Raw genomic sequence first — 22,271 nt, 5'->3', positions numbered from 1 at the left:
ACCGGCTACAGCTGCGTCGCACGCGGGCTGCTGATCGTCGTGCGGCGTACCAAGGAGGAGTGCCTGCCCCTCTTGACGGGCAAGGCAGAGGCGATCCGTATCGGTGCTCCCTTGGACATGGCGACCGAGGTCGGTCCGCTTGCAACGCGGCGCCAGCAGGAGCACATAGCAGCGCTCCTCGACAAGTCCCTTCAAAGCGGCGCCCGCCTAATCACCGGCGGCCATAGGCCCGGCGGTGAAGGCTTCTACTTCGCGCCGACAATTCTTGACTGCGACGGCGTCAATTCTCCTTCGCTTGTCAACGAATTCTTCGGTCCAGTTCTGTCCGTCGTCTCGTTCGAAACAGAATCCGAAGCGCTCGCGCTTGCGAACGATACGCACTATGGGCTTGCCTCCGGGGTCTTCACCCAAAACCTGACGCGGGCTCATCGCCTGATGAAGGGAATTCGCGCCGGCATCGTCTGGGTCAACACCTATCGCGCCGTCTCGCCGATCGCGCCATTTGGCGGGTTCGGTCTGTCCGGGCATGGCAGGGAAGGCGGCATGGCCGCAGTGCTCGACTACACCCGGACAAAAACGATCTGGCTGAGGACGTCGGACGACCCGATTCCTGATCCTTTCGTGATGCGGTGATGGCGATGTTTTACGAGATCCGGACTTACAGACTGAAGAACGGTGCGATCCCGCAATATCTGAAGGTTGTAGAAGAGGAGGGGATAGCCATTCAAAAGAGCCATCTCGGCAACCTCGTCGGTTATTTCTATTCGGAGATCGGCACCATCAACGAGATCGTCCACATCTGGGCGTTTTCCAGCCTGGACGACCGTGAGGCAAGGCGCATGCGCCTTATGGCTGACCCTCGGTGGCAGGCCTTTCTGCCGAAAATTCGCGATCTGATCGAAGTGGCGGAAAACAAGATTATGAAGGCAACCAGCTTCTCTCCAGAAAGCGGGGACGGACTGCCGGCATAGGAATGCGCATAAGACACTCCAAAACAAGGAAAAGGGAACATGAAACACACATTTGCATTCACGGCCTTGGCGGCAATCATGGCGCTCGCCATTCCCGCAAAAGCCGAAACGCTCGTCTTCTCAAGCTGGGGAGGGACGACGCAGGACGCGCAAAAGGCAGCCTGGGCGAACCCATATACAGAAAAGACCGGACTGCAAGTGATGCAGGATGGCCCCACTGATTACGGCAAGCTGAAGGCCATGGTCGAGGCGAACCAGGTAACCTGGGACGTCGTCGATGTCGAAGGTGACTATGCCGCGCAGGCAGGCAAAAACGGGCTGCTTGAGAAGCTGGATTTCTCCGTTATCGACAAGTCCAAGCTCGATCCGCGTTTCGTAACGGATTATTCCGTCGGCAGCTTCTACTATTCCTTTGTGATCGGCTGCAATGCGGATGCGGTTACTGCTTGCCCGAAGACCTGGGCCGATCTGTTCGACACGGCGAAATTTCCAGGCAAGCGCACCTTCTATAAATGGTCGGCTCCCGGTGTGATTGAGGCGGCCCTCCTGGCTGACGGTGTTGCCGCCGACAAGCTCTATCCGCTTGACCTCGATCGAGCATTCAAGAAGCTCGATACGATCAAGTCGGAGATTATCTGGTGGTCAGGCGGCGCCCAGTCGCAGCAGCTGCTGGCATCCGCCGAAGCACCGTTCGGAAGCCTCTGGAACGGCCGCATGACAGCGCTCGCCAAAAGCGGCGTTAACGCAGAAACCTCCTGGGAGCAGAATATTACCGCCGCGGATTCGCTTGTCGTTCCGAAAGGGGCTCCGAATCTTGAGGCAGCCATGAAGTTCATCGCGTTGGCAACCTCGGCAGAACCGCAGGCAGCGCTTGCGAAAGCCACCGGATACGCGCCGATCAATCTGGAATCGGCCAAGTTGATGGATGCCGAGACGGCCAAGACACTGCCGGACCAGCAAACGGCCAGCCAAGTCAATGCTGACATGAGCTACTGGGCAAAAAACCGGGATGCCATCGGCGAGCGGTGGTACGCATGGCAGGCAAAATAGGCTGAAAATGCAGCGCAACGCACGGCGAGCCCATGCCCGCCGTGCTGAAAGCGCAGCGTGCTCGGCCCGCCCCGGGACCTGCGGCGCTTGTCTGAACGTTCGGCAGGAAGGACTGTCATGTCGACCTATAGTGATGCTTCCAGCGTGAGTGCGCCGGTGCCAAGAGCGCTCAGGCGAGCAGGGTTCAGCGGGGTCGTCCCGGCTCTTGCCTTCGTGGCCATCTTCTTCATCGTGCCGGTGGCGGCACTGTTGCTACGAAGTGTATTGGAACCGGTTCCCGGCTTCGGCAACTATGCTGAGCTGCTTGGATCAGCAACCTATCTCAAGATTTTCGCCAATACCTTCATCGTATCAGGATTGGTGACCGCTATTTCGCTCTTGATCGGCTTTCCCGTTGCCTGGGCGCTGGCAATCATGCCTGGAAGGCTGGCATCGGTGATTTTTGCGATCCTGCTGCTCTCGATGTGGACAAATCTGCTGGCGCGCACCTATGCCTGGATGGTGCTTTTGCAACGGACGGGTCTCATCAACAAGATGCTGATGGGCATGGGGCTGATCAATCAGCCGTTGCCGCTCGTCAACAATCTGACAGGTGTAACGATCGGCATGACCTATATCATGCTGCCCTTCATCATCCTGCCGCTCTACGGAGTGATCAAGAAGATCGACCCGGCAATCCTGCAGGCGGCTGCCCTTTGCGGTGCCAGCCGGCGGCAATGTCTCACGCGCGTTCTCCTGCCGCTGGCCGTACCGGGCATGGCTGCCGGTGCCCTCTTGGTTTTCGTCATGTCGCTTGGCTATTTCGTTACCCCCTCGCTTCTCGGCGGCACGGCGAACATGATGCTGGCCGAGCTGATTGCCCAGTTCGTCCAGTCCCTGGTCAATTGGGGCATGGGGGGAGCGGCCGCCCTGGTACTCCTCGTTGTAACGCTTTCTCTCTATGTCGTTCAGCTGCGTTTCTTCGGCAGTCAGAACACCGGAGGGCGCTGACATGCTGCTTAACTTCGATCGTCTCGGCTGGTGGAAATACGCGCTTTTGACGATCACCATCCTTGCGGCTGCATTTTTGCTGCTGCCGATCTTCTTTATCGCGGCCCTTTCCTTTGGATCCTCGCAGTGGCTGATCTTTCCGCCTCCTGGCTGGACGCTGCAATGGTACGGGGAACTTCTGGCCGATCGCCGGTGGCTGGAATCGGCCTGGACGAGCTTTAAGATCGCATCAATCGTCACCGTGCTATCCGTTCTGCTCGGCCTGGTGACGTCGTTCGGGTTGGTTCGAGGAACGTTCCTTTTCCGTGACGCACTCAAGGCGCTTTTCCTGACGCCGATGATCCTTCCCGTCGTCGTTCTTGCCGTCGCACTCTACGCATTCTTTCTAAGGGTGGGGCTCGGTGGAACCTTGGCTGGCTTCGTGATCTCTCACCTCGTCCTTGCTCTTCCGTTCTCCATTCTGTCCATTTCCAGTGCGCTTGAATGCTTCGATAAGTCCATCGAGGACGCGGCGATACTTTGCGGCGCCTCGCCGCTTGAGGCGAGGATCCGAGTAACGCTGCCTGCAATCAGCCACGGAATATTTTCCGCCGCTGTCTTTTCGTTCCTGACATCCTGGGACGAGGTGGTTGTGGCGATCTTCATGGCGAGCCCAACGCTGCAGACCCTGCCGGTAAAAGTATGGGCCACGCTCAGGCAGGATCTTACGCCGGTCGTGGCTGCCGCGTCGACGCTTCTCATCCTTTTGACGATCCTCTTGATGGCGCTTGTCGCTCTCGCACGCAAGGTACTGAAATCATGAATGACGCTTTCCTTCAGATCAAAGGCATCCGCAAGGAGTACGGCCCTGTTGTCGCGGTTCACGATGTCAACCTACACGTTCAGCGCGGTGAGTTTCTGACCTTCTTGGGACCGTCGGGTTCGGGAAAGAGCACGACGCTTTACATCCTGGCGGGTTTTGAAACTCCGACAAAAGGCGACATAACGCTTGACGGCAAGACCCTGCTGGAAACCCCTTCGCACAAGCGCAATATTGGAATGGTCTTTCAGCGCTACACGTTGTTTCCGCATCTGACCGTTGGTGAAAACATTGCCTTTCCGCTGAAGGTCAGACGCAAGTCCAAGGCCGAGGTCGACACCAAGGTGAAGGAGATGCTGCGTCTCGTTAGACTTGAAGGATACGAGGATCGCAAGCCCGTACAGATGTCAGGCGGTCAGCAGCAACGTGTCGCCCTCGCCAGGGCGCTTGCCTACGATCCTCCGGTACTTCTGATGGACGAGCCGCTCTCGGCGCTTGACAAGAAGCTGCGGGAGGAAATTCAGCACGAAATCCGCAGGATCCCCCAGCAAACTGAAGTGACGATCCTATACGTGACCCATGACCAGGAAGAAGCGCTGCGGCTGTCCGATCGCATCGCGGTATTCTCTAAGGGCATCATCGATCAAATTGGCACTGGGCCGCAACTCTATGCCAACCCGCGTACGCGTTTTGTCGCTGAATTCATCGGCGACAGCGACTTCATTTCCTGCGATCTGCTGTCATGTGCAGATGGAAAGGCGACGATCTCACTGGGCGGCAGCGCAGTTTTTGACCGGATCCCGGTCCATGGCAAGGCGGTTTCCAACGCGAAGGGGGCTCTCATGCTGAGGCCGGAACGCATTCGGCTATCGCGTCATGATGGCGGCAACGGTGTCAGTGCAACAGTCAAGGACATCACCTTCCTCGGCAATAATATCCATGTGGCAACGGCTACGGCCGCCGGTGAAGCCTTGTCGGTGCGACTGCCATTCGGGCACGAGGCAATCGCCGGCCTGAACCCTGGAGACCGGGTTCACCTTGAATTCGACCCCGGCGCCGCGCACGTGTTCTGTTGAGGTTTGCGATATGAAGCCCGGCGATCATTCGCTCTCTCCAGCGAAGTCCGGAGGCGTCGTTCGGCACTGATCTTTCGGTATCGAGCAATCTGAGATTGTGTTGGTCTGACCCTAAAAGGCCCAGAACAACATCTCCCTTAAGCGCTACCTCTCAAAAGAAGTGACTATGTGCCTCGCGAATTGCGTCGACGGTGGCAAGCGTGCCTGTAAGGTGGCGGCGTACGGCTTCCTGTGCCCGCGGGATGTCTCCGCCTCGCACATTGTCCATTATTTCCCGGTGCGAACACAAGATCGTGCCGGCTTTGCCGGGATCCATCAAATTGAGCTTGCGAAGCCGATCAATATGCCCGGATCGCGACTGGACCAGCACCCAGAGGTCGGCAACGCCCGCACCTTCGAACAGGGTTTGGTGGAACTGGCGATCGAGAAGCGCGAAGCGTTCGAGGTCGTGATCCACGTTGAGCGCCGTTTCTTGACGGGCCACCAGACGATCGGATTGTTTGATGACGGCTTCGGGCTGGTTTTCCGTCAGAGACCGAATGACTTCCAGTTCAAGAGAGAGCCGCAGGAACTGCGTCTCGCGCGCCTGGCGCAAATCGATCCGTGTGACCTCCGTGCGGGACTGCGGATAAACCACCACGAGGCCTTCGCCCTCCAACATTTGCAGAGCGTCACGCACCGGTGTCTGGCTGACACCGTAGGCCAAGGCGATCTCGCTGCGCGACAGATGCATGCCCGGGGGCAGATCGAGCGAGATGATGCGCCCGCGCAGCACGTCGTAGAGCTGGCGCGAGGTCGAGGTGCGTTTGAGCGCAATTGTCGGGGAAACATCGTTCAGAGCGTCCATGAAACCTCACTTTGACGCGTATCATAGCCGGTAAGACGCTTCATCTCAAACTAATATATTAACACAGTTGACCAACTGATATTTTAGTGTTTCACTCTGCCGGTGCTGGGAGGCACGTTTCATACGTTTGGAATTTACAGTGGGAGGATAGGATGTTGAGACTTTTGGGTGCTGCCGCGATCGCAGCTTTTTTCGCAACCACGCTTCCGGCTTCGGCTCAGGAAAAGACGGCGATCTCCATCACACGACAGCCAGGGATCCTGTATCTTGCGAGCCACGTCATGGAGACGCAAAAGCTCATCGAGAAACAGGCTGCGAAGGAGGGGCTGGACGGCCTCGGTATCGAATGGCGAACCTTCAGCGGCGGTGGAGCGCAGACCGATGCACTGCTCGCAGGCAATGTCGACATCGTCAACACGGGGTCGGGTAATCTTCTTCTGCTTTGGGATCGCACGAAGGGCCGCGTAAAAGGCATCATTCCGAGCTCCGCGCAACCGGTCATCCTGGTCTCCAATGATCCCAAGATCAAATCACTCGATGATATCGGTCCGAGCGACAAGATCGCCGTTCCGACCGTCGGCGTCTCGACACAGGCGATTCTGCTGCAAATGGTCGCCGCCGCAAAGTATGGCGAAGACCAGGTTCGCAAGCTCGACAGCAATACCGTGCAGCTTGGCCATCCGGATGCAGTCGCGGCCATCGCCAACCCCAATCACGAAGTCAAGAACCATTTCTCAGCTCCGCCCTTCCAGTACATCGAGCTAAAACAGAAGGGCGTGCATCGCGTCACGGACTCGCGCGAGATCATCGGAGGTTCCCTCACGCAGGCGACGTTCTTCACGACGACCGCGTTTGCTGAAAGCAATCCCGTCATCATCAAGGCCGTGCGTGAGGCGACCAAGCAAGCAGTGGCCTACATCAAGAACGATCCAAAGGGCGCCCTCGAAGCTTACAAGACGATCACCGGTGACAAAACGTCGATCGATGATCTGATGGCGATCATGAACGAGCCGGGTTTCATCGACGACTATCGGACCGAGCCGCAGGGCACGATGAAGTTCGCAACGCATCTGAACAAGATCGGGACGCTGAAGATGCAGCCAAAAGCATGGACCGACTATTACTTGCCTGAATCCGCCGACCTCAACGGCAACTGATCAACATTCATCCGGCAGAAGGCAGGCCGCTGTCTGCCGGATATGCCCGCCCCTTTTCACGTGAGGACGTCGTCAATGTTCCAGTCCGTAGCAACTTCACCGGCGCATCAGGCTATTGCGCAAGCTGAACCACTCTTGAGTGTCGAGAAAGTTACGCTGCGCTACAAGACGCCCAACCTGCTGGTCACCGCCACCGAACAGGTCTCTTTCCACGTCCGCAAATCAGACCGGTTCGTGCTTCTAGGTCCATCGGGCTGCGGTAAGTCGACGTTGCTGAAGGCAGTAGGCGGATACATGAAGCCCGTCGCCGGTTCCATCCGCATCAACGGCCGGACGGTGACGAAACCGGGTCCGGACCGCATGATGGTGTTTCAGGAATTCGATCAGCTGATGCCCTGGAAGACCGTTCTGGAAAATGTGATGTTTCCGCTGCTGGTTGCGCGCAAGCTGCAGCCAAAGGAAGCGGAGGAAATCGCCCGCGCCTATATCGACAAGGTAAAGCTGACGCGCGCCGTCGACAGTTTTCCCCATACCCTATCTGGCGGCATGAAACAGCGTGTCGCCATTGCGCGCGGCATGGCGATGCAACCCGACATCCTGCTGATGGATGAACCTTTCGCGGCGCTCGACGCGCTGACGCGCCGCCAGATGCAGGACGAACTGCTTCAGCTTTGGGATGATACGAAGTTTACCGTCATCTTCGTCACCCATTCGATCGCCGAAGCGATCAAGATCTCCAACCGTATCCTGCTTCTGTCACCCCACCCGGGGCGCGTCAAAGCGGAAGTCGTGGATGTCGACAAAGCCTCGAACGAGGACGGGACCGCAGCTGCACTCGAGGGGGATATCCACGATCTTCTGTTTTCTGAACCTGGCCATCGGGAGTAAGCCATCATGAGCGCACCACAGATCCTGCTGGCCGAAGACAGCGCAAACGCGCGCCCGGCCTATGGCAACATCGCCGCGATCGAACAGAAGCTCGGGCCAGTTGAGCTCATCTGGGGTATCGGCGCTATTCGAAAGGCCCTGCTGATTATCGTGCTTGCGCTGCTGTGGCAGGTCTACGCCACTTATCTGGACAACCCGCTTCTATTTCCGACCCTCGCCGACACGCTGGTGACGCTCGTCGATCGCTTCGCGGATGGCACGCTGCCGGCGCGCATCTGGACCACCTTGAAGATCCTGTTGATGGGATATGCGGCGGGAACGATCCTGGCGGCCATCCTGACCGTGTTGGCGATCAACACGCGCATCGGCACCGACTTCCTCGAGACGATGACCGCCATGTTCAACCCGCTTCCGGCCATTTCACTTCTGCCGCTGGCGCTTATCTGGTTTGGCCTCGGCGCCTCAAGCCTCGTCTTCGTGCTTGTGCATTCCGCGCTCTGGGCCGTGGCGCTGAACACCCATTCCGGCTTTCTCGGCGTTTCCCGCACTCTGCGCATGGTCGGAGCCAATTACGGCCTGTCTGGCTTGTCCTACGTCGTTCGCATTCTCATCCCGGCTGCCTTTCCCTCGATCCTTACCGGTCTAAAGATCGGCTGGGCCTTCGCCTGGCGCACCCTGATTGCCGCCGAACTCGTCTTCGGCGTCTCGTCCGGGCAGGGCGGCCTTGGCTGGTTCATCTTCGAAAACCGCAACCTTCTCGACATCCCGGCCGTTTTTGCCGGACTGCTGACTGTCATCGTCATCGGTCTGGTGGTCGAAAATCTGGTCTTCCAGACGATTGAACGCAATACTATCCAGAAATGGGGCATGAAGGAATGAAGACTGCTTCCTTGTCTGCATTCGCCTCCGTTCATCATCCTTGTCGGACAATGCCATGAAAACACGCAGAACCTACGAGCAGCTCCGCTCCGCCCGCTGGATGGTCCCCGATGATCAAAGATCCTTCGGCCACAGATCGCGCACCATGCAGATGGGCTACGACCCCGCCGACTGGGAGGGGCGCCCGATCATCGCCATCCTCAACACCTGGTCGGATGCGCAGCCCTGCCACATGCACTTCAAGGACCGAGTGGAATGGGTCAAGCGCGGCGTGCTGCAGGCAGGAGGCTTCCCGATGGAGCTTCCAGCGCTGTCACTGTCTGAAAATTTCGTCAAGCCAACGACCATGCTCTACCGCAATATGCTGGCGATGGAGAGCGAGGAATTGCTGCGCTCCCATCCCATCGACGGCGCGGTCCTCATGGGTGGTTGCGACAAGACCACTCCGGGCTTGGTGATGGGCGCGCTCAGCATGGGTCTTCCCTTTATCTACCTGCCTGCCGGACCGATGCTGCGCGGCAACTGGGCGGGCAGGCATCTGGGTTCCGGTACCGACGGATTCAAGTTCTGGGACGAACGCCGCGCCGGCACGATTTCCAAGGAAGAGTGGCAAGGGATCGAGGGGGGTATCGCCCGCTCCTATGGCCACTGCATGACCATGGGAACGGCATCGACAATGACGGCGATCGCCGAGGCCATGGGACTGACGCTTCCTGGCGCCTCCTCCATCCCCGCCGCCGATGCAGGTCATCAGCGCATGTCCACGCAATGCGGCCGGCGCATCGTCGATATGGTCTGGGAGGACCTGACGCCGGACATGATCGTCACGGCGGCAGCAGTGGAGAACGCCGTGACCGTGGCGATGGCGACCGGCTGTTCTACGAATGCCATCATTCATTTGATCGCCATGGCACGCCGCGCCGGGATTGCGCTGGAACTGGACGACCTCGACCGCATCGGACGCAAAACGCCCGTCATTGCCAATATCCGGCCATCGGGTGCGACATACCTGATGGAGGATTTTTACTACGCCGGTGGTCTGCGGGCGCTGATGAAGCAACTGGGCGACAAGCTCAATTCGTCAGCGATCACCGTCACCGGCAAGCCGCTTACGGAGGGTCTCGACTTGGTAAAGGTCTGGAATGACGACGTCATCCGGCCACTGTCGAACCCGGTCTATCACGAGGGATCGCTTGCCGTCCTCAAGGGCAATCTCAGTCCCGACGGCGCGGTGATCAAGCCTGCCGCCTGCGACCCGAAATTCCACCGGCATAAAGGTCCGGCTCTTGTGGCTGATAGCTACGCCGAGCTGAAGACGATCATCGACGATCCCGACTACCCGATGACGCCGGAGACTGTTCTCGTCTTGCGCAACGCCGGGCCGCAGGGTGGACCGGGAATGCCTGAATGGGGCATGATTCCCATGCCCAAGGCGCTGTTGAAGCGCGGCCTGCGAGACATGGTGCGACTGTCGGATGCGCGCATGTCCGGCACTTCTTTCGGCGCCTGCGTGCTGCATGTGGCGCCGGAATCCTATGTCGGAGGCCCGCTGGCGCTTTTGAAGACTGGCGACATCGTCGAGCTCGATATCCCCAACCGCAGCCTGAACATGCTCGTACCGGACGAAGAACTCGCGCTTCGCCGACAGTCGTGGAAGCCGCCGGCTCCACGCTATGGCCGCGGCTACGGCTTCCTATTTTCCAAACATATCGAACAGGCCGACAAGGGCTGCGATTTCGATTTCCTGAAGACGGAATTCGGCCCTCAGGTCGATGAACCAGCGATCAACTGATCTATTCAGCCGGAGATGATAATGACCGACTACGCTCTTTCCGACGAAATCCGCGCAAAATTGATGAAGGCGTCGACCGCCTCCGTTGCCACTGCGCTCTACAAACGCGGCCTGCGCAACCAGTTCATCCAGAATGTCCACCCGGTCGCCTGGAAGGGCAAAAACATGGTCGGACAGGCCTTTACCCTTCGCTACATTCCGGCGCGCGAGGATCGCAATCCTATCACCGTGTTCCGCAACGCGGACCACCCGCAACGTGTCGCGGTCGAAACCTGCCCGCCTGGTTGGGTGCTTGTCATGGACAGCAGGAAGGATGCGCGGGCCGCATCGGCAGGCTCTATTCTCGTTACAAGGCTTGCGATGCGCGGCTGCGCCGGCGTCGTATCTGACGGAGGCTTTCGCGACGCCGAAGGCATCGGCAGGTTGGATATGCCGGCTTACCATCAGCGCCCGTCGGCGCCGACCAATCTAACCCTCCACGAAGCGCTCGACATCAACGTGCCGATTTGCTGCGGTGACGCCCCTGTTTTTCCCGGAGACGTGCTCGTCGGTGATGGTGACGGTGTCATGATCATTCCAGCGCATTTGGCCGATGAGATCGCCGAGGAATGCGCCGGGATGGAAAGCTTCGAGGAGTTCGTTCTCGAACAGGTCCAAGACGGAGCTGCCGTAATCGGCCTTTATCCGCCAACGACCGACAAAGCGCAAAACGACTATGCTCAATGGCGTAAAAGAACCGGGCGCTGAGCCCGAGCGGCGTAAGCCGCACCCATTCCCCGAACCCGAACGCTCAGTTGCAGTCAGAACTGTTGCCAAACGCCCTGGACGCTTTCGAGCCAGGACATGACAGGACGAAAGCTGGACGCTTTCCGCCGTACCAAGAAAGCCGACCGCTTCGATCGTTCCCCGACGAGCGACTTTGGTTGAACAGTCACCCTGACGAAGCGCGGGAAAGACAAACTCATCGGACGTTCCCACACCGTTGCACATGGCCTGCTGGTTGCGTCCGAAGACATCCACGGGGATCTTATGACCGGTATTGAGGACCACTGTCGAAGCCCTGCGGGTGCGTACCGATCGTCCTCATGATCGACAGCCATCGTGAGGCAGCGATGGGCGCGGCCCGAGCAACATCGACCGACGGCTTCCTCGGCATCAAGACCCTCAACCTCAACGTCAAAGCGAAGATTGTTCGTGTCGAATGCACCTCCTCCCGACTTCGGGATGCTGGCCGGCAATGTCGGGTTCGGTATCGGCGGCGAGAAACAGGCCTGCGAAACCGAACGCGACTACATCTCAGTCAAGCTCGACGATCCGAACTTCCCAGCTCCGATCTACGCCAGCCTGACCGGGCTCCAGGGCCAGGAAGGCCTCCAGCTCCTCTGGTCACGCAACACGCGCCGCTGACGGAAAGGAGGAGCCCCGGTTGGAAGCTGGCAGGTGCTGAGCCCGGTCCTTTCGCGGCCCTCGTCTCATCAGCGTCCGCTCTGGGTTGCGTTTGGAGCAGTCACAAAGGGTAACGGCGATGCCGTGCCGTTTCCCCAGGTGCTTAGACTTCGGATTCAGATCTGCTTGCCAAGTTTGGCATCTACAGACTGCGAATTCGATCCCCGAACCGCGAAGAACAAGAAAATGGCAGTCCAGAGGATCGATTTTTCGGCGCCACCAAGGCCTTCACCCCGCACCACGCCATGGAAATAGACAGTGACCAACAGCACGATCATTGCAGCGAAAGCGGCTGGCCGCGTGAACAGCCCGATTGCGATCAAAATGCCGCCGAAGAATTCGGTTGCCGCAAGCAACGGCGACCAGAAAAAACCGGGATAGAAGCCGAGACCTTCCACCATGCCGGCAGCTCCGAAGGGATTCAGGATCTTGCCGTAGCCATGGGTCACCAGCAGTCCGCCGGCGATCACACGCAGAGCCGTTTCAGCGATGGTGTTAAATGGCATGTAAATTCTCTGAAGTGCCGGCACCATCGGGCGGGGTCGGCTATCGGCAAAATCTGTCATGGGTGACCTTTCCGTTTCATTGCGATGCAACACATCTGCCGTGAACCGGTTCAAGAGCCAAGTCGGACGAGGATAAAATATGATGGTTCGAGTTAACAATGACGTGATTTCGACGTCACAATAGCTGCGCGGTGCGGAGCGGGCAGACGCTGCCCATGCCCTTTGTGAGCTTTGTCCTTGATCGCAAGGTCCGGCCCGAAGAGGTTCGGAAAACAAATAGCCCGCCACTCATAACAGTGGCGGGCTGAGCTTCCAGCAAATAGATTTTAGATCTCGGGGCATCCGCGCACGTTGGCAAATACTATCCGTGCGGGACCACGGCGCGTAAAGCCTTGGACCACGACACTGCGTGGCGAGACACGAACGATACGAGCGCGACGGAGACCTGCGTCGCGCGCACTGTCAAGCGCATCGTCTGGGTCGCACGCCCGGCGAGCCGGCCTATAGCGGCGATCGAAATACCGGTCCCGATCGCGGTCGCGATCGTAAATACCAACTCCACCTGGACCTACCCGCAGTTCCAGTTCCTGCGCGCCCGCAAGGGAATGGCTGATCGTCACGCAACCCAGTGCGGCGAGACCGATCAAAGCCGATTTAAAAATATTGCGCATAAGTGCTTCTCTCCAGTTCTTCAACGTGCAAATCCGGTGAGAAGCAGACTAAGGAAATTTTTGCTCCGCCCTGCGGCAAAAGACCCGGCTCCTCGTCAAGCCGGGTCTCTCCCAGTCCGCCTGCATCTCAGCGCGGTGCCGCCGTCTAGGCCCTCTCCTAGTCCTCGTCAAGAGCGGACCAAAGGCCTCGATGCCAGGGAGCAACTCTGCCCGCACCCAACCTCTCCTTCTGACATGAGGAAATCCACTGGCGCCGATGGAATGGACCTGCGCTTCACCGCATGCGTGTCGAGCGTCGGAGGTAAATCTGATCGCGGCTGGAGGAAACCGCGCGGCACGTCACAGCGTTTCTCAAGGGAAAGTCGAGCTCACCATGTCGAACCGCCGAGAACAGCAGACGCCCGAAGGCGCCTTCAAAGAGAAGATCGGGCAAATCACCTCATTTCCCTACGACCGACTGACGGTCGAGCGTTTTCGCGCGGCTTTTCCCCAAGCGCGGTGGAGCGAGGACCTCAAGGCATGGTTCGTCCCCAGGAAGACTGCCGGTCGCCGGATCGCCCGCTGGCAGGCGCATGAGGCAACGCAGGTCGAAGCCTATGCGGACGAGAAGGGACGCGACGCCTTCCAGTTCGATCCGATCGAAAGTCCCTATCTGGAGGTCGGGGAGGCGGGCTTACGGGTCCGGACGCCGTTTTCCCGGACTGTCGTTGATGAGCTGCGCGAAGTTCCCTGGGCCCAATGGGACAGCGATCTCAGGGTCTGGCATGTGCCCTTCCGGTCGTTCGACGATCTAAGGCGGCGATGGGCGACGATCGAGGCCGCGGCCCGGCGGAACGAGCCCGAAGAACGAAAGCGCAGGGCTGAAGAGCGAAAGGGAACCGAGGACGACAGGCGCGCCCGACTTCGCTCGGTCGAGAGGAAGCGTCGTCGCTATCCGCTGGCGTGCAACGACCTGCCGCCGTTGCACCGGCCAGTGGCGACCGAACAGTACGGTGTCATCGTCTTTACGGAGATCACCGGCGAACTCGTCGAGCCAGATACCGTTGCGGATTTCTATCCGGGTGCGACGGAAGACCACGTATGGGGACTGTGGCGGACGCCGACGCTGGACGAACTGATCTCCACATGGCCCGCGAAGCCGGTTCCAGAAAACCGGAGGCGAGAATGGTGGCTTCCGAGTATCGTTGAGCTGAGGCCCGTCCGCCGGCTGGCGCGATCCCGGGAACGACGCAGACGAAAGTAATTGAGTGCATTCATATACATCGGCATAAGGGCCGGCTAAATTCGCGTTTGAATGCGCGACTGCGAAGCTGCCCTGCGTCACGCATCGCGAGAGAACCAGGTGTGTGCTTACAGACCTATTGGACAGGATTCCACGATCGCTGCCGAACACCGGCTTGCAACTTACGGATCGCTGGCCCCCGGCCGGGTGAACCATTACCAGCTTGCCGGCCTGGAAGGAACCTGGCGGAAGGGGACGGTCCGAGGGACTCTCGTGGAATCCGGATGGGAAGCTGCCCTTGGTTTTCCAGGCTTGCTGCTCGATGAAAGCGGCGTCGCGGCAGTGAACGTGCTTTTGTTCGAGTCGCCGGATCGACCACTTGGAACGGCTCGACGCATTCGAAGGGGCGGGGGTATCGCCGTATACGGGCGAAGATCAGTACGCCTGATGGGCAACTAGAGGCCTTCATTTACGTGGTCGCGCCTTAGGCGCACCGGCTGCCGGCATAAGAAATGAGTTTTGCAGCATGCGGTGCGAGAAGGTGTGGCTCGAATGCACTCAAGCTTTCGAGTGCCGTCCTCAGCCCTCTTTCTCCCAGCAGCCGGTTCGCATAGGTCATTCGCAACGCTGATGAACGATTTTTTCATGAGCGGTGTTTCCTAAACTAAGGTGTCTCATTCATGGTCCTTTGGCTCCGTTCTGGCATGAAGGGCGATCCAGTGTAGGAATGACACACATGGATAGTCAGGGCTGAATAGTCATGCTATCGAAACCTGGTTGGGGAACGGATCCTTGCGATCCAAAGGGCGGAAGAATGAGACTGAAGCTCGTTGCAGTCGCGGTTGCGGCGCTAGCGCCAGTTGTCGCGATGCTCGTTTATAACGAAGTAGAGACACGCCTTCAGCGCAACGAGGAAATCAGGGGCAATGCTGCGCAGGCCGCACGCCTGGCGGCTTCCGAAGTCGAACGAATCATCGAAGGGCTGCATGGCCTTCTTGTCGCCGTTGCCTCAATGCCAGCCATCCAGGATCTCGACGCGGCGGCTTGCGATCGGGCCCTTCGGTCGGTTGCCTCGAGCGTGTCCAATATTCGCACGATTTTTGTGACCGACTTGAAGGGGCATCCTGTCTGCGGCAGCGTCGAGCCGCCGAGCGGCGTCCGGTTCGCGGATCGGGACTACTTCAGGCAAGCCCTGGCGTCAGGCCGGTTTGTCGTCGGCACCTACACCGACAGCCGGATGTCGAAGGGTGCAGTCCTTCCGGTAGCGATGCCGCTGATGAAAGAGGGGGTCGCCCAACGTGTGCTGGTGACGGGCCTACGCTTGGAATGGCTGCAAGACAGGATCGCAGAACGCGGCGTAGAGGGTGGCAATGCCATTACGATCGCCGACAGCAAGGGGACGATACTGGCACGCGTGCCAAATCCCGAGCGTTTTGTCGGAACCGCCATACCTGCTGCCTTTCAACACCTGATCTATGCGGATTTACCAGGTATCATCGAGGTTACTGGGCAGGACGGAATCGAACGGATCCTTGGATATCGCCCGATCAAGCTTCCAAACAACCCGCTCTACATCGGCGCCAGCATCTCGAAGGAAGAGGCATTCGCACCGATCAACCGAGCGACGGAAGTCAACGCGCTGTCCATCCTCGGCGGCGCACTGCTCGCCTTTCTGGCCGCCGTTCTCATAGGCAACCGGTTCATCGTGAGGCCGATCCACCACATAGCTCGCGTGATGGGAGACTGGCGCGCCGGCAGAACCGACGTGCGCACGGGAATGAATCCGGCGAAAGATGAACTCGGTGCTGTGGGTGCGACACTGGACAGTCTCCTCGACGAACTGGACGCCCGGCACCGGCAAGCGAAGGAGGCAGAGGACGAAAGAGACCTGCTGTCGCGGGAGATGGCCCACAGAGTCAAGAACGGCTACGCTCTGGTGCAGGCGATCGCCCGACAGAGTTTTGCGAAGAGCGATCCGTCGCGCTATGCCGTGTTCTCCGAAAGGCTAACGGCGCTGGCAGGAGCCTACGACCTCATTCTCACAAGAGAGGCCCATTCGGCGGATATGTCCGAGACGATCCGAAAGTCGCTGCGCCCCCACCATGAGGTCGATGCCAGCCGAATGGAAGTAACAGGTCCACAGGTTTCTCTACCGGCGGAACTCACGCTGGCCCTGTCGCTGGTCGTGCACGAGCTCGGCACGAACGCGATGAAATACGGCGCGCTCAGCACCGACGAGGGCCGTATTGTCATTAACTGGACCCTCAAGGACCGGCGGGTTCTGCTGACTTGGCAGGAATCAGGGGGCCCCGAGGTTACTCGGCCGAACGCTAGAGGGTTCGGCTCAGTGCTGATCGAAAAGGCATTCCCGGCAAAATACCAGGCAAAAAGCCTTTCCACCTACGGGACCAGCGGCCTGATATTTGAACTCGCATTTTCTTTGCCGGGAGATCCGGCGGATGATCATCCGGCGACGTCTTTCCAGGCTGCCCGCGCCCAAAGCGAGGATGACGCAATCGAGAATCCGCGCAAAGCGAGCCACAGTTGAGAAAGGCTGCGGCTGCGACGGACCGTCAAAGGCACTGAGCCTCGTGCGCATGCAGGCTGTTTGCAGGCTCGCCTGACGTCCAGGTCATTCGCGCTGAATAGCACCTTCTTCCGTTGAAGAAAATTCCGCCCGACTTAGCATTTGGTCTCATGAATGCGAGATCAATCATGCTGCAAAGACTGGTGCGGGAACCCGATTTTGCCGTGCTCTGGCGGGCCGTCGGTGAATGGTATCGCTATTATCAGGTCGCTCCTGATGAGAGGACAACGGTTGTTGACGGTTATCGTAGGTGGCAACACGCGTGAACGCGGGTCTTCGTCGGCGGTTCATTAGCGCCTCGCCGGCTGCTGCCTCGGTATCGAAATGACGTGAGTGGGAACCGTCGAGACTCTGTCGATGGCGGATCGCGATTAAGGTCCTCTGCCCGGTATCTACGTCGCGTTTCCATTGCGGCTGGTCGGGCAAATGCGGCCCGCTTGCCGGTCGGTTGTATTTTAGCATCTTCGAAAGATTTCATTTGCTTTGCTTCTGGTGGCAGCGCATGGTTCCCGCCTCCAGCAGTCATCATCACGGGGGCTGCTGTTTGAGGGCCGCCATGCTCTTGCCCCGACCGAAAGGAGGGCCTGATGTCTTCCGAATTTTCTACGAAATATCTGACGAGCAAAGACCTCGGCATGCTGCAGCAGGTGCTGAGTGATGCTGGCTATACAGACGATATTCTTATCGAACCGCCTCGACCTTTCAATGCAGCAGCCAAGCTGATGATCCGCCTCTTTCAACAGGGAATGACGGATCCCACCAACCTTGCCAATGAACTTGATCGGCAATTCGGGAAGTCTCGGAAAATGGAGACGGCCTTTGCAGGTTCACCGCTTCATCGCTTCGCGATCCAAGGTCTTCCGACGAAGCTCCGTTCTATTGTTCATTAACGCCTTGCTCAAAGGCGAGGCTCGATCATGCGGCGGCAGAACTAGCGCAGGCTTTGATTACGAGGAAATGGACGATGTTTGAAGGCAGCAGAAGGGAACTGGACGACTGGCAAGCTGAAAACATGGGCGCGCTAGCGCCAAAAACTGGAAAGTTGCTGGGTGACAATCCGTATGATCCCCAAAGGGATCCGGTTCGCTACAGGCTTTGGAGAGAGGCGTATTTTAGGGCCCAGAATGAGATCGACGGCTTTAAGCAGGACCCCGCATTGCTCCGAAGCCTGCGCTCGTGAAATCCAACTTGATGATGCGGTGCTGATCGCCAGCGCGATCTTTCCACCGATCACTGGCACAAGGTAGCTCAGAAGGACGTCGAGCCGCACCAGAGACATCCCGTCGTTCGACCGAGGAAAATCAATGTCGCTTAAAATGCGCCCGAACATGCCGCCGTTCGTCACCAATGAAAACGGCCATATCCCAATGACCGACATCGCGGCAAACTGGCTCGTGATCGTGACGCGCGAGGCTTTGGAACGAGTAGCGTCGCCGCCCGACGCGTCGCTGGAGCGCCTGCTGGCATATGCCGACACCTTCGGCGAGGTCGCCACATATAAATTGGAGCATGGCCGCGCTGGCGAAGAGGAAACCATCTGGGTTCAAAGCGCGGATGTTGTCGAATGGCGAAGCACACAATCTATGTAAGTTTTTTCGACTGTGCGGGCCGCAGCCACGCGTTCACCCGCCTTTCGATGAGCGATTAGCTCGCATCGTTCATCGCAAGATCGCAAGCGCCGGACCAGGTTCGAGCGGCTAGGGGAGAAAGACCGCTCAAACCTAAACGGGCAACCGGATTTCAGGCTGCCTTAACGGGAACACTGGCTGCCCTGTATGCGATCAAGTCTTCGATGGTGATCAGATGGAGGCCATGCCGTTCAGAAAACCGCTCGAGTTCGGGAAGGCGTGCCATCGTGCCGTCGTCGTTGGCCACCTCGCAGATCACCCCGGACGGGGACAGACCGGCAAGCTTGGCGAGATCCACCGCTGCTTCGGTGTGGCCAGGGCGGGAAAGAACGCCGTTCGGGTGGGCCCGGGGCGGAAAGATATGACCTGGCCGGGCAAAATCCTCTGGGCGAGAGCCTGTTCTGACGAGTGCTTGAACGGTGGCAGCCCTGTCGGCGGCCGATATTCCAGTCGTCGTTTCGGGAATGTAGTCCACGGAGACGGTGAAGGCCGTCTTCAGCACTTCGGTGTTGCGTGGAACCATCAAAGGAATATCGAGTTCGTCGAGCCTGTCGCCTTCCATCGCAACGCAGATAAGGCCGCGGGCGTGGTTCATCATGAACGCGATTGCTTGCGGAGTGACGGCCTCCGACGCGATCACGAGATCGCCTTCGTTTTCCCGGTCACGGTCATCGACAACGACGACGATATCGCCTCGCGCAATAGCGGCGACCGCATCGTCGATTTTGGAAATTGCCATTTTCATGCCTTTCAAGGGTTAGCCGTCGTGAGCGGCGCGCATGGCCTGTCAAAGCCACCATTTTCCCTTGGGCGAACAAGCATAGGAAACGCCGCTCATGAGGCGGCGTCCGCTGCATTGCTCTCTTCCATCCGGACTGTAACCGTCGGCTCCGGCATCTCACCGGATCTGCTGACCCTCCGCTTCCACGAAGGCGCTCGCGGGCTCCGAGTTGCCTCGATACCGCCGGTGGGGAATTGCACCCCGCCCTGAGAACGCGTGTAACATAGAGGATCAATGCCGTATTCTGCAAGAGGCTGCCAGCTGCTGCCCATCGAGAATCTGTTTTTCGCGGTGAACGCACCGTTCCTCATTATCGAATGAAGCTACGACATGATCAGGCCGCCATCGACGTTGATCGTCTGGCCGGTAATATAGGCAGCATCGTCGCTGGCAAGGAAGGTGACGAGACCGGCGACATCTTCGCCAGATCCTGCCCGCTTCATGGGAATCCCCTCGATCCACTCTTTCATCAGTTCTCCGGGGCCGTAATTGCCGAGGAGTTTGCCCCAGGCCTGATCGTTATAGGCCCACATGTCCGTTTCGATGATACCGGGGCAGAAGGCATTGACGGTGATGTTTTCGGTCGCGACTTCCTTGGCAAGGCTCTGGGTGATCCCGACGACGCCCATTTTTGAAGCGGCGTAGTGTGGGGTGTAGATGAAGCCGTCGCGCGCCTGGCCGGAGGCGGTGTTGATGATGCGGCCGCCGCGTCCCAGCCTGCGCATGCGCAGAATTGCTTCCTGCGCGCACAAGAAGACGCCCTTGGTGTTGACGGCCATGACCCTGTCCCACTCGCCTTCCGTCATGTCTTCGATCCGGGCGATGGTGATGACGCCGGCGTTCTGGATCGACACGTCGACCGTGCCGTAAGCTTTCTCCGCTGCGTCATAGAGAGCCTTCACGCTGGCTTTGTCGGTGACGTCTCCGACGAAGGAGATAGCATTGCCGGCATCGGTTTTGATTTGCTCGGCGACTGCATGGACCGACTCTTCGTTTGCTGAAACCACGAGATTGGCGCCTTCTCTCGCAAACCGCTTGGCGATCGCTGCGCCGATTCCGCGGCTGGCTCCGGTGATGACGACGGTCTTGTTTTCGAAGCGTTTCATTTCTCTTCCTTTCCCGTTGCCAGGCGATATCGGGCGTCGGCCGCAGAGCCGGCAGTTCCTGTTGCGTCATGCTGCTTCAAGCGGCTGCCGAAATGATCTTGGCTTGTGAACCGCAGTGGCCGCCTGTGGTGCAGGCGCCCGACGCCTTTCGCTTGCGGTGTCGGGCCCCGGTAATCGCGGTCTAACCCTTCGGGTGCGCTTTGCGGGTTCTCGATCGGCGTGAAGGGCGAGCGGACGACGATGTCGCACGCCGCCTCGCTCGTAAGTCCCTTCAGCGCCTCGATCTCGGCCAGGGAGGAAGCGAGACCGTGTATTTTCTAGTTGCCGGCAATCAGCTTTCGCATGGCATCACCAGCCGCAGAAACCGCCGTCGACAAGCAGATCGACGCCTGGCACGAAACTTACCGCGTTCGACAGCAGGAACACCGCCGGACCGACCATCTCGTCGACCGCTGCCATGCGCTGCATCGGCGTCTGCTCTTCAAAGAGCTTGGTCTGATGGACCATCTCGGGACGCGTGTTCATCGGCGTCGCCGTGTATCCGGGCGAGATCGTGTTGACGCGGATGCCACGGCCGACCCATTCCATCGCCATGGACTTCGACATATGGATTACGCCGGCCTTGGAAGCGTTATAGTGCGCCTGGCTCAGTCCCCGGTTGACGATCACGCCGGACATGGACGCAATATTGACGATCGACCCGCGTCCGTTCTTCAACATGGCACGGGCCTCGGCCTGGCATGAAAGGAAGACCCCTTTCAGGTTAATGTCCATCAACGTCTGGTACTGATCCTCTTCCATCTCTTCCGCCGGGTTGGCGTTGGCAATACCTGCGGCGTTGACGGCAAGCGTCAGTGCGCCGAGCTCCGCCTCGGTGCGTGTGACCGCATCTGCAAGGGAATACTTGCTCGTGACGTCCGCCGCGATCTGGAGAGAACGGCGGCCTGCGCCCTGAATGTATCTAGCGGTGTTGGCCAGTCCGTCGTCAGTTCGACGGTCGAGCAGCGCGACGTCGGCGCCGCACTGTGCAAGACCCATGGCAATGCGCTGCCCAATCCCACTTCCGGCTCCGGTCACGATGGCAACCTGGCCGCTGAGATCGAAAAGCTTCGGGGCGTTCAGAGTGATGTCGGACACCGCTCTTCCTTTCTCTGTCTATTTAGATTGTAGCGAGCTCCATGACCGAGACGTCGTTTGCCTGGTCACGATTGAGAATGCCGGCCTGCTTGCCCTGGGCAAGCACGAGAATGCGATTTGAGACGCCGAGAACTTCCTCGAGGTCCGAGCTCACGACGATGACCGCCACGCCCTGTTTCGCAAGATTGACGATGATCTCGTAGATGCCCGCTCGGGCGCCGACGTCGATGCCTCTCGTGGGTTCGTCGAGGACCACGACCTTGGGATTGCGCATGAGCCATTTCGCGATGACGACCTTCTGCTGGTTGCCGCCGGACAGGTCCGACGCATACTGCTCCGCACGACCCTTGACGCCGAACTTGGCAACCGCCTTCTGCGCGAACGAGCGCTTGACGCGCGGTGTGATCCAATGCCCACCCAACATGTCAAGATTGGCGTAGATGATGTTCTCTCCGATCCGGTGCTCGACCACCAGTCCCTGGTCCTTGCGATCTTCCGGAACCATTACGATGCCTTTGGCGATCGCGTCGGCAGGATCACGGAGCCGCAGTTCTTCGCCTTCCAGCTTGATCGAGCCTGCACCGATCGGATCCGCTCCCGAAATGGCGCGCACAAGTTCGGTGCGGCCGGCGCCGACCAGTCCGGCAATTCCAAGGATTTCGCCTGCCTTCACGTCGAAGGTAACGTCGCGGAACGAATTGTCCGGAGAACTGAGCCCCGACACCTCAAGTACAGTAT

23 protein-coding genes, 1 pseudogene and 1 riboswitch are annotated in these 22,271 nt (G+C 59.0%); of the genes and pseudogenes, 16 read left to right on the top strand and 8 right to left on the bottom strand.

What is annotated here, in order from left to right:
- The 6 genes from C9413_RS08415 to C9413_RS08390 form a co-directional block, all read left to right on the top strand.
- The coding region (locus C9413_RS08415) for an aldehyde dehydrogenase family protein (protein WP_170250360.1) at positions 1–633 on the top strand (633 nt) is incomplete at its 5' end.
- 5 nt (positions 634–638) lie between these two features.
- Positions 639–971, top strand: a complete 333-nt coding sequence (locus tag C9413_RS08410; protein ID WP_040116677.1) for an NIPSNAP family protein — start codon at positions 639–641, stop codon at positions 969–971.
- Between the two features lie 39 nt (positions 972–1,010).
- Positions 1,011–2,021: an ABC transporter substrate-binding protein gene (locus C9413_RS08405; RefSeq protein WP_040115981.1), complete on the top strand. Its 1,011-nt coding sequence runs from the start codon at positions 1,011–1,013 to the stop codon at positions 2,019–2,021.
- Between the two features lie 117 nt (positions 2,022–2,138).
- Entirely contained in the window at positions 2,139–3,011 is an 873-nt protein-coding gene (locus C9413_RS08400) for an ABC transporter permease (RefSeq protein ID WP_040115980.1), read from the top strand.
- A 1-nt stretch (position 3,012) separates the two neighbouring features.
- Positions 3,013–3,813, top strand: coding sequence for an ABC transporter permease (locus tag C9413_RS08395; protein WP_040115979.1), 801 nt, complete (start codon positions 3,013–3,015; stop codon positions 3,811–3,813).
- Positions 3,810–4,886: an ABC transporter ATP-binding protein gene (locus C9413_RS08390; RefSeq protein ID WP_170250359.1), complete on the top strand. Its 1,077-nt coding sequence runs from the start codon at positions 3,810–3,812 to the stop codon at positions 4,884–4,886. The genes C9413_RS08395 and C9413_RS08390 overlap by 4 nt, the downstream gene beginning before the upstream one ends.
- A 151-nt stretch (positions 4,887–5,037) precedes the next feature.
- Here the strand turns inward: C9413_RS08390 and C9413_RS08385 are convergent, their stop codons facing one another.
- Positions 5,038–5,733: a GntR family transcriptional regulator gene (locus tag C9413_RS08385; RefSeq protein ID WP_052451867.1), complete on the bottom strand. Its 696-nt coding sequence runs from the start codon at positions 5,731–5,733 to the stop codon at positions 5,038–5,040.
- Positions 5,734–5,885: 152 nt separating this feature from the next.
- Between C9413_RS08385 and C9413_RS08380 the strand changes: the two genes are divergently transcribed.
- The 6 genes and pseudogenes from C9413_RS08380 (at position 5,886) to C9413_RS08355 (ending at position 11,856) form a co-directional block, all read left to right on the top strand.
- Positions 5,886–6,890 (top strand): ABC transporter substrate-binding protein, encoded by a 1,005-nt coding sequence (locus tag C9413_RS08380; RefSeq protein ID WP_040115977.1) that lies wholly within the window; start codon positions 5,886–5,888, stop codon positions 6,888–6,890.
- A 75-nt stretch (positions 6,891–6,965) separates the two neighbouring features.
- On the top strand, positions 6,966–7,778 hold the full coding sequence (locus tag C9413_RS08375; protein WP_052451865.1) for an ABC transporter ATP-binding protein: 813 nt from the start codon (positions 6,966–6,968) through the stop codon (positions 7,776–7,778).
- Positions 7,779–7,784: 6 nt separating this feature from the next.
- Complete coding sequence (locus tag C9413_RS08370; RefSeq protein ID WP_040115976.1) at positions 7,785–8,657, top strand: ABC transporter permease; 873 nt, start codon at positions 7,785–7,787, stop codon at positions 8,655–8,657.
- A 55-nt stretch (positions 8,658–8,712) separates the two neighbouring features.
- Positions 8,713–10,449, top strand: a complete 1,737-nt coding sequence (araD, locus tag C9413_RS08365) for an L-arabinonate dehydratase (protein ID WP_040115975.1) — start codon at positions 8,713–8,715, stop codon at positions 10,447–10,449.
- Between the two features lie 21 nt (positions 10,450–10,470).
- Positions 10,471–11,196: a ribonuclease activity regulator RraA gene (locus C9413_RS08360; protein WP_040115974.1), complete on the top strand. Its 726-nt coding sequence runs from the start codon at positions 10,471–10,473 to the stop codon at positions 11,194–11,196.
- 365 nt (positions 11,197–11,561) lie between these two features.
- Positions 11,562–11,856 (top strand): annotated as a pseudogene (locus tag C9413_RS08355) (DUF736 domain-containing protein).
- Positions 11,857–12,011: 155 nt separating this feature from the next.
- Here the strand turns inward: C9413_RS08355 and C9413_RS08350 are convergent.
- Together C9413_RS08350 and C9413_RS08345 are read right to left on the bottom strand one after the other, a co-directional pair.
- Entirely contained in the window at positions 12,012–12,461 is a 450-nt protein-coding gene (locus tag C9413_RS08350) for a DoxX family protein (protein WP_040115973.1), read from the bottom strand.
- A gap of 266 nt (positions 12,462–12,727) precedes the next feature.
- Complete coding sequence (locus C9413_RS08345) at positions 12,728–13,072, bottom strand: hypothetical protein (protein WP_040115972.1); 345 nt, start codon at positions 13,070–13,072, stop codon at positions 12,728–12,730.
- Between the two features lie 373 nt (positions 13,073–13,445).
- Between C9413_RS08345 and C9413_RS08340 the strand changes: the two genes are divergently transcribed.
- From C9413_RS08340 to C9413_RS08330, 3 genes are all read left to right on the top strand, one after another.
- Positions 13,446–14,315: a hypothetical protein gene (locus tag C9413_RS08340; RefSeq protein WP_170250358.1), complete on the top strand. Its 870-nt coding sequence runs from the start codon at positions 13,446–13,448 to the stop codon at positions 14,313–14,315.
- A 793-nt stretch (positions 14,316–15,108) separates the two neighbouring features.
- Complete coding sequence (locus C9413_RS08335; protein ID WP_063856027.1) at positions 15,109–16,842, top strand: cache domain-containing protein; 1,734 nt, start codon at positions 15,109–15,111, stop codon at positions 16,840–16,842.
- Between the two features lie 626 nt (positions 16,843–17,468).
- Complete coding sequence (locus C9413_RS08330; RefSeq protein ID WP_040115970.1) at positions 17,469–17,771, top strand: hypothetical protein; 303 nt, start codon at positions 17,469–17,471, stop codon at positions 17,769–17,771.
- Positions 17,772–17,902: 131 nt separating this feature from the next.
- Here the strand turns inward: C9413_RS08330 and C9413_RS08325 are convergent, their stop codons facing one another.
- Positions 17,903–18,211: a hypothetical protein gene (locus tag C9413_RS08325; protein ID WP_170250354.1), complete on the bottom strand. Its 309-nt coding sequence runs from the start codon at positions 18,209–18,211 to the stop codon at positions 17,903–17,905.
- Between C9413_RS08325 and C9413_RS08320 the strand changes: the two genes are divergently transcribed.
- A complete protein-coding gene (locus C9413_RS08320; protein WP_246703718.1) occupies positions 18,210–18,470 on the top strand; it encodes a hypothetical protein in 261 nt (86 codons plus the stop codon). The genes C9413_RS08325 and C9413_RS08320 overlap by 2 nt on opposite strands.
- Positions 18,471–18,621: 151 nt before the next feature.
- On the opposite strand, the gene ribB is transcribed toward C9413_RS08320, so the two are convergent.
- The 4 genes from ribB to C9413_RS08300 all read right to left on the bottom strand — a co-directional run.
- Positions 18,622–19,248: a 3,4-dihydroxy-2-butanone-4-phosphate synthase gene (ribB, locus tag C9413_RS08315; protein WP_170250357.1), complete on the bottom strand. Its 627-nt coding sequence runs from the start codon at positions 19,246–19,248 to the stop codon at positions 18,622–18,624.
- A gap of 115 nt (positions 19,249–19,363) precedes the next feature.
- A riboswitch (FMN riboswitch) is annotated at positions 19,364–19,508 on the bottom strand.
- A gap of 105 nt (positions 19,509–19,613) precedes the next feature.
- Positions 19,614–20,396, bottom strand: a complete 783-nt coding sequence (locus C9413_RS08310) for a glucose 1-dehydrogenase (RefSeq protein WP_040115967.1) — start codon at positions 20,394–20,396, stop codon at positions 19,614–19,616.
- 348 nt (positions 20,397–20,744) lie between these two features.
- Complete coding sequence (locus tag C9413_RS08305) at positions 20,745–21,533, bottom strand: SDR family oxidoreductase (protein WP_170250356.1); 789 nt, start codon at positions 21,531–21,533, stop codon at positions 20,745–20,747.
- Between the two features lie 22 nt (positions 21,534–21,555).
- On the bottom strand, positions 21,556–22,271 hold a 716-nt coding region (locus C9413_RS08300; protein ID WP_170250355.1), incomplete at its 5' end, for an ATP-binding cassette domain-containing protein.

Source organism: Rhizobium sp. SEMIA 4085 (genome assembly GCF_013004495.1).
In the GTDB taxonomy this organism is placed as follows: Bacteria; Pseudomonadota; Alphaproteobacteria; order Rhizobiales; family Rhizobiaceae; genus Rhizobium; species Rhizobium gallicum.
The sequence above is the reverse complement of the archived record's forward strand: the minus strand, read 5'-3'. Positions and strand labels throughout refer to the sequence as shown.